6 protein-coding genes are annotated in these 6,441 nt (G+C 72.9%); 1 reads left to right on the plus strand and 5 read right to left on the minus strand.

Annotated elements, in window-relative coordinates; genetic code table 11:
• Positions 1-5 precede the first annotated feature (5 nt).
• The 5 genes from ABTZ99_RS39745 to ABTZ99_RS39765 all read right to left on the minus strand — a co-directional run bounded on the left by ABTZ99_RS39745 (position 6) and on the right by ABTZ99_RS39765 (position 5,267).
• Positions 6-1,355 carry a serine/threonine-protein kinase gene (locus tag ABTZ99_RS39745; RefSeq protein ID WP_498783497.1) on the minus strand — a complete coding sequence of 450 codons (1,350 nt, stop codon included), beginning with the start codon at positions 1,353-1,355 and terminating at the stop codon, positions 6-8.
• Between the two features lie 409 nt (positions 1,356-1,764).
• Positions 1,765-2,733 (minus strand): hypothetical protein, encoded by a 969-nt coding sequence (locus ABTZ99_RS39750; protein WP_499618190.1) that lies wholly within the window; start codon positions 2,731-2,733, stop codon positions 1,765-1,767.
• A 158-nt stretch (positions 2,734-2,891) separates the two neighbouring features.
• Complete coding sequence (locus ABTZ99_RS39755; protein ID WP_498783501.1) at positions 2,892-3,677, minus strand: hypothetical protein; 786 nt, start codon at positions 3,675-3,677, stop codon at positions 2,892-2,894.
• 160 nt (positions 3,678-3,837) lie between these two features.
• The gene (locus tag ABTZ99_RS39760) at positions 3,838-4,749 is read right to left on the minus strand and encodes a hypothetical protein (RefSeq protein WP_498783502.1); all 912 of its coding nucleotides are present in this window, start codon (positions 4,747-4,749) and stop codon (positions 3,838-3,840) included.
• Positions 4,750-4,952: 203 nt separating this feature from the next.
• Positions 4,953-5,267: a hypothetical protein gene (locus ABTZ99_RS39765; protein WP_230572381.1), complete on the minus strand. Its 315-nt coding sequence runs from the start codon at positions 5,265-5,267 to the stop codon at positions 4,953-4,955.
• A 64-nt stretch (positions 5,268-5,331) separates the two neighbouring features.
• Here ABTZ99_RS39765 and ABTZ99_RS39770 point away from each other — a divergent pair.
• On the plus strand, positions 5,332-6,441 hold a 1,110-nt coding region (locus ABTZ99_RS39770; RefSeq protein ID WP_499618192.1), incomplete at its 3' end, for an arginase family protein.

Consider the following 6,441-nt stretch of genomic DNA (forward strand, 5'->3'; position numbering starts at 1 on the left):
GAGGTTCACGGGTTCGCTTGCGTGGTGGTCGTCGTCGGAGTGGTGGTGGTCGTGGTCGGTTTCACCGAACTCACCGGCGGTGCGGTCGTCGTCGTGGTGGTCGTGGTGGGTGGCGTGGTGGTCGTCGTCGTGGTCGTGGTGGTCGTCGTGGTGGTCGGCTGGACCGTGACCGTCTGCGTCTCCACGGTGGTCGTGGGGGCCTGCGTGGTGGTCGTGGTGGTCGGCGTGGCCGAGGACGAGCTCGTCTCACCCGCCGGCGGCGTGATCGGGTCCTTCCCGCCGAACCAGTCCAGCGCCACCGCCAGGAAGCCGAGCAGCAGCACGATGCCCAGCACCACCGCGGCGATCACCAGCGGCCGGTTGCCGTTCTTGCGCGGCGGCGGCGGAGCGGCGACCGGCGTGGCGCCACCCGTGGACCTCTGCCCGGGCCGCACCACGCGGGTGCGGTCGGCGTCGATGAGGGCCGTGGCGCCCGCGGGCACCGGCGCGAAGCCCGGCGAGCTGGCCGGCAGCAGGCCGGTCAGGCTGGGGTTGCGGCCGTGCGCGACGGCGCTGAGCATGTCGCGGGCCTGCGCCATGGTCGGCCGCTCGGCGGGGTCGTAGTTGAGCAGCCGCAGCAGCACGTCGGTCAACGGGTGGTCGACCGTGGGCTGGTTGATCCGCCCCGCCGCGACGGCGTGCAGCACGCCCAGCGTGTTCTCCGACAGCCCGAACGGCGGCTCGCCCTCGACCGCCGCGTACAGCGTCGAGCCGAGCGAGAACACGTCCGAGGCGGGCGTCGGGTCCTGGCCGCGCGCGATCTCCGGCGCCAGGTAGGCGGGCGTGCCCGCGATCAGGCCGGTCTTGGTGACCGTGACGTCGTCGCTGGCCCGGGAGATGCCGAAGTCGGTGATCTTGACCAGGCCGTTGTCGGCGAGCAGCACGTTGCCGGGCTTGACGTCCCGGTGCACGATCCCGGCGGCGTGCGCGGCGGCCAGCGCGGACGCGGCCTGCATGCCGATCTGCGCCACCTCGATCGGCTCCAGCGGCCCGTGCTCGGCCATCGTGTCGGCCAGGCTGTAGGACGGCAGGTACTCCATGACCAGGCACGGAGCGCCGTTCTCCTCCACCACGTCGTAGACGGCGATGGCGTTGGGGTGGTGCAGCTTGGCGGCGATGCGGCCCTCGCGCATGGCGCGCTGGATCGCCTCGTCCTGCTCGCGCTCGTCGAGGCTCGGCGCCAGCAGCAGCTGCTTGATCGCCACGATGCGGCCGAGGCGCTCGTCCTGGGCACGCCACACGACGCCCATCGCCCCGCTGCCGATCCGGTCCAGGAACCGGTAGCGCTCGGCGATGACGCGACCGTCGTTGCTCACCGGACCACCTCGCTGGGGCGCTGCGTGACCGCGGCAAGGGCAGCAGGTCTCACGCTCGGGCTCCTCGTCGTGCGGATCGGTGCGCGGAACAGGCTAGGCCACCGCTCGCCCGCAGAGCCTACCCCGGCCGTGACTACGCCTTTCGAGCCGTTGCGCAGGTCACGTGAGCCGAGAGGTGACCGGGAAGGGATACCTGATACCGGGCCGTAAGGACACCCGTTCGCACGAAGATCACCAGTTTTGCGGCCGATCGGGCTAATCGCCTGACATCTCACCCGTTCGGGTGCACGAGTCACGCGCCGAGGTGACCCCGGACGCCCGCCCGCCGTCGCCGGTCGCCGGACCGCACAGCGCGAACCCGCCACTCGGCGTGCCCGAGCGGCGGGAGCGCGGAACGTCGGTGAGGCGGTCAGCTGGCCGGAGCGAAGAAGTCGAACCCGCCGAGCGGGTTCAGGATCCCGCCCAGGTCGAGACCGAGGTCGAGGTCGAGGCCGGAGCCGTCGTCGGACGGCGGGGTGCTCGGGTTCGACGAGGACGGCGGCGGCGTGGAGGACGACGGCGGCTGCGCGCTGTCGCTCGGCGGCGCGGGCGTCGTGGTGCTCGGCGGCGGGGGAGTCGTCGTCTGCTGGCTGCTGGAGCTCGGCGGCTGCGTGGTCGTGCTCGACGGCGCCTGCTGCGTCTGCTGCTGCGTCGTGGTCGTCGTCTGCTGGGTGGCGGGCCGCGGCGCGCGCTGGGTCGTCGTCTCCGGCGCCTGCTCGGGCGTCGTCGTGGTGGTCTCGGCCTGCGTCTGCTGCTGCGCCTGCTGGGCGGCCGCGGCGCCGAGGTCCTTGGTGAGCGTGTTGGTGGCGCGGGCGGCCGGGCGGGCGTCGAAGCGCACCTCCGCCAGCGGTCGCTCGTCCGGGGACGACATCAGGTTGGTCGCGGTGAACGCGACGGTGCCGGCGAGCACCACGCCGCCACTGGCCATCGCGACGAGCTTCGGCACGGAGAACCCGCCGCCGCCGCGCTCCTCCTCGCCGGCGCGGCCTTCGCGGCGCAGCAGCTCGGTGATGTGCAGCTCGCGGCCCGAGAGGTTCGAGAGCCCCGACCCGCCGGCCGCCGCCGAGAGGGCGGCCACGGAGAAGCGCACGGTCTCTTCGTCGTCGTCGGTGCTCCGCCCGGCGGCCCGGGTCGAGGCGCCGCCACCGGCAGCCCGGTTGGCGGCCCGGTCGTCGGCGGTCCGGTTGACGGCTCTGCCGGCCGGCGTCCGGTTGACGGCTCCGCTGTCGGTGATCCGCGGGATCGGCTGCGTCTCCGCCTCGCGCCTGGCGAGCAGGTCGGCGACCGACAGCTTGGCCGTCGAGCCATCCTGCCGACGGCGTTTGTCGTCGTTCGACACCGCTGGACACCTTTCCCGGGGAGTGCGTTGCGCTACTGACCGGGACCATGGATACCGAATCGTGACCGTCTACGTAACCCCTTTGAGTGAAGTTTCCTACGGACTCATGGGTTTATTGAACGCTGAGTGAACAGTTGGCGCGTGATCGCTACGCTCGGTCAACCTCGTTGGGCTGATAGGACCTCGGTCGCGACGATGCGGGGAACGCTCGTGTCGGTCAACCGGAATAGCTGCTCGACCCGCAACCACCGGCCCGTGCGCTCCTGCATCGACACCACCGCGAGCACCGCGCCGTCGGGCCGCCGCGAGGTCGACTCGATCGTGATTGCCTGCACGTGGCCCCAGGACTCGACGAAGTCGCGCGCGCTGCCGCCGAGCAGCTCGGGCGACAGCAGCCGGGCCGCCTGGGAGGGCTTGGCGGGCAGCAGCTCGAAGAACTTCCGCACGATGTCGACCTCCGGTTCCGGGCCGACGTCGACCTGCGGAGGCGGGACCATCCGCGGTGGCTCCAGCGGCGTGTCGTCGGCCGACGGCACGGCCAGGCGCGCCTGCGCGGGCAGCCGGTCGGGCCGGCCCGGACCCAGCTGCGCCGACAGGAAGTCGGGTCGCAGCGCGGACGAGCCGCTGATCGCCGCGGGCGGCTCGACCAGGGGCCCGTCGGGGCCGGCGGGGCGGTTGCCCGCGAGCACGGCGGTGGCGGCGATCGAGCCGAGCAGGACGATCGCCCCGGTGGTCACGCCGGCGAGCTTCGCCGCACGGGTGGGACGTCTTGCCGAGGGGGCCGTGTCGTTCTCCTCACGCAACAGGTCGGTGATCAGGCCATGGGTGGCGGCCTGCTCGCGGGTCCGGATCCGCACCGGTGCGGGCTGCTTCCTGATCAGCTCCGCCACCGTGACCGAACCCGCGCGGTTGTGCCGGCGACCGCTCGTCGTAGGGCGCTGCACTGGCGACTCCCTCGGTCGTGTAGTCGCCAAGACTCGTACCGTGGGGGAGCGGCGGGAATCCAGCTCAGCGTGGGAGTTCACTCGTTCGTGGCGGCCAGTGGTCGACGTCCGTACCTCTAACGGAGGAAGGATTACGGAGCGACGCCCACCACCGGTGGTCTCAGGCGCCGCCCGCGGGCCGTTCTCCGTCTATCAGCGGCGTGCTGCCGGTGGTGAACACCAGTTCCCGCTTCTCGGTGGTCCGCGACCCGTCCTCGTGGACCACGTCCAACGTGCTCACGGTGATCCCCCGCGTCGGGTCGACGCTGATCTCCCGCACCTCGATCCGGGCCACGTCCGCGAACTCCCGCTCCAGGTCGAGCACCTCGCCGGTCACCCGGAACCCGTCCGAGACCAGCGTCAGCGCGCCGTCGGAGTTCGCCGCCACCTCTTCGTAGAACAGCTCGGTGCTCACCGCCATCGCTTCGGCGTCCAAGACCGGCCCGGACTCGGCGGGAACGGTGGTGACCTGCGCGGACGTCCCCGATCCCTGGTCGTCGGTCGACGCGCTGCCCGCCGCGGCGCGGTCGCCGCCGGCGGCGACCAGGCTGTCCGCCACGGCCTCGGCGGGGATGCCTCGCGCCGTGGAGGGGGTGGGCGGGGGCGGTGCGGTGGGGAAGCCGGTCAGCAGCGGCACGTCGGTCGGGTAGCCGGGCAGCCCGATGCGCTCGGCCGGGCCGTTGGTGCCGACCAGGTTGGACGCCGCGACGGCCAGCCCGACCAGGACACCGGCCGACGACAGCACGGTGAACCAGGCGGCGCGCTTCCACGTCCGCGGCGGCGTCACGGACGCGGGCACCAGGCCGATGTTGAACTTGCGCAGCCCCATGGCGTCGGTGTCGACGAACGGGTCCGGCGGGGGCGGTGCGGGCGGGGGTGGCGCCGGAGGTGGTGCCGTCGGCGGTGGCGCGGGCGCCGGTCGCGCCGCGCGATCGAGCGGTGTGTGGTCCAGCTCCCCGCCCATGGGCAGCCAGATCGCCGCCCCGTCCTCCAGTCGATGCCGACCCGACCGTTCCGGTTCCCCGATGTCCATGCTGTGCAGACCCCTCCCGCCCCCCGACCCGTCGGCCCTCGCGGTTCACCTGGTGGCTCGAGCTCACCTGAGGCTTCAGGTGGCGCGGGGAATGGGGGTGGGACGCCGAGGACCCCGCCGCTAGCTCAGCGTAGGTGCAGGGTGCACGGAGAGCTGCGCTGATCAGCCTTGTGGGGCCCAGCGACACACGTAAGAGTGAATCTTCAGCTCCCGCTGTTCAGCTTCTTCCTGGTGCTCTGGAGCGCGTTGGTGGCGGCCAGGCCGGCGCCGCCCGCGATCAGCGCGCCGATGATGTCGCCCGAGGTGGAGGCACCCGACGTGATCAGCAGGCCGACGAGCGCGATGATCGTCGTCACCCCGGCGACGGTCCACCGGCTGCGCACGTACTGGGCGATGGGCGCGCCGGCGGCGCGCTTGGACTTGGCGGCGGAACCGAGCATCGCGAGGTAACCGTCGTGCGCCAGCGCGGCGAGCACACCGATGATCGCGATGAGGCCCGTGATGAGACCGATGACCATGACAACAGTGTGCCCGTGGTCAAACCCGCTGGACCATCCGTGATCGCCCTGATATCTCCCAGGGGTGGAGGTCTTCTGGCACGACGCCTGCCTCGAGCACGACACCGGCACGGGGCTGTGGGAGCTGCCCGGCCGGTGGGAGTGGCTCGACGCGGCCGAACCGCACCCGGAGAACGCGGCCCGGCTGCGCACGTTCCGGCACGCGCTGGAGCACGGGCCGGTCGCACCGCACCTGTCCTGGTCGACCGGCCGGTTCGCCGACGACGAGGAGCTGGCCCGCGTCCACGCGCCGTCCTACCTGGCCGACCTCCGGGCCGCGTGCGAGCGGCCCACCGCCATCGAGGTGAACACCGTCGTCGGCCCCGGCTCGTGGGACGCGATCCGCGCGGCGGCCGGCACCGCGCTGGCGGCGTACGAGGCGGTCGCGGCCGGTCGGACGCGCCTGGCGTACGCCCTGGTCCGCCCGCCCGGCCACCACGCCCAGCCGAGTCTGGCGGACGGCTACTGCCTGGTGAACAACGCCGCGCTGGTCGCCGAGACGGCCCGCCGCGCGGGGCGCCGGGTCGCCGTCCTCGACTGGGACGTGCACCACGGCAACGGCACGCAGGAGGTGTTCCGCGACACCGACGACGTGCTCACGGTGTCGGTGCACATGCGGCACGGCCCGTGGGGCGCCAACCACGCCCAGACCGGCGCGCCGGCCGAGTCGGGGGCCTCGAACATCAACGTCGAGCTGTCCCTCGGCGCGGGCGACGGCGCGTACCGGCGGGCGCTGGCGGAGGTCGCGTTCCCGGCGCTGGCCGAGTTCGGCGCGGACTTCCTCGTCTGCGCGTCCGGCTTCGACGGTTCCGCGTTCGACCCGAACGGCAGGCACAACCTCACCGCCGCCGGCTACCGGGACATCGGCCGGGCGGTGTCGGGGCTGGGCCTGCCGACCGTGCTCACGCAGGAGGGCGGCTACCTGCGCGGCTACTCCGCGCTGTGCCTGCACGCGCTGGTGGAGGGCCTGCTCGACCTCGACCTGCTGGACGACCCGCTCGCCTACGTGCCGGACGACACCCAGCTCGTGGACGTGGACCTGGCCCGGGGACCACGACGGGGTGTCCGCCGCGTTTCGACTCGTGCTCTGGGTAAGGCGTACCAGGTGGGACCGGTCGCACCCCCGGGGCAAAAG

The sequence above is a fragment of the Actinosynnema sp. NPDC002837 genome, from assembly GCF_040295345.1.
Classification (GTDB): Bacteria; Actinomycetota; Actinomycetes; order Mycobacteriales; family Pseudonocardiaceae; genus Actinosynnema.

Bases quoted from the DNA above. Each gene is read 5' to 3' on its own strand.
- ABTZ99_RS39765 (WP_230572381.1), bottom strand. From the start codon at position 5,267: ATGGTCATCGGTCTCATCACGGGCCTCATCGCGATCATCGGTGTGCTC.
- ABTZ99_RS39760 (WP_498783502.1), bottom strand. From the start codon at position 4,749: ATGGACATCGGGGAACCGGAACGGTCGGGTCGGCATCGACTGGAGGAC.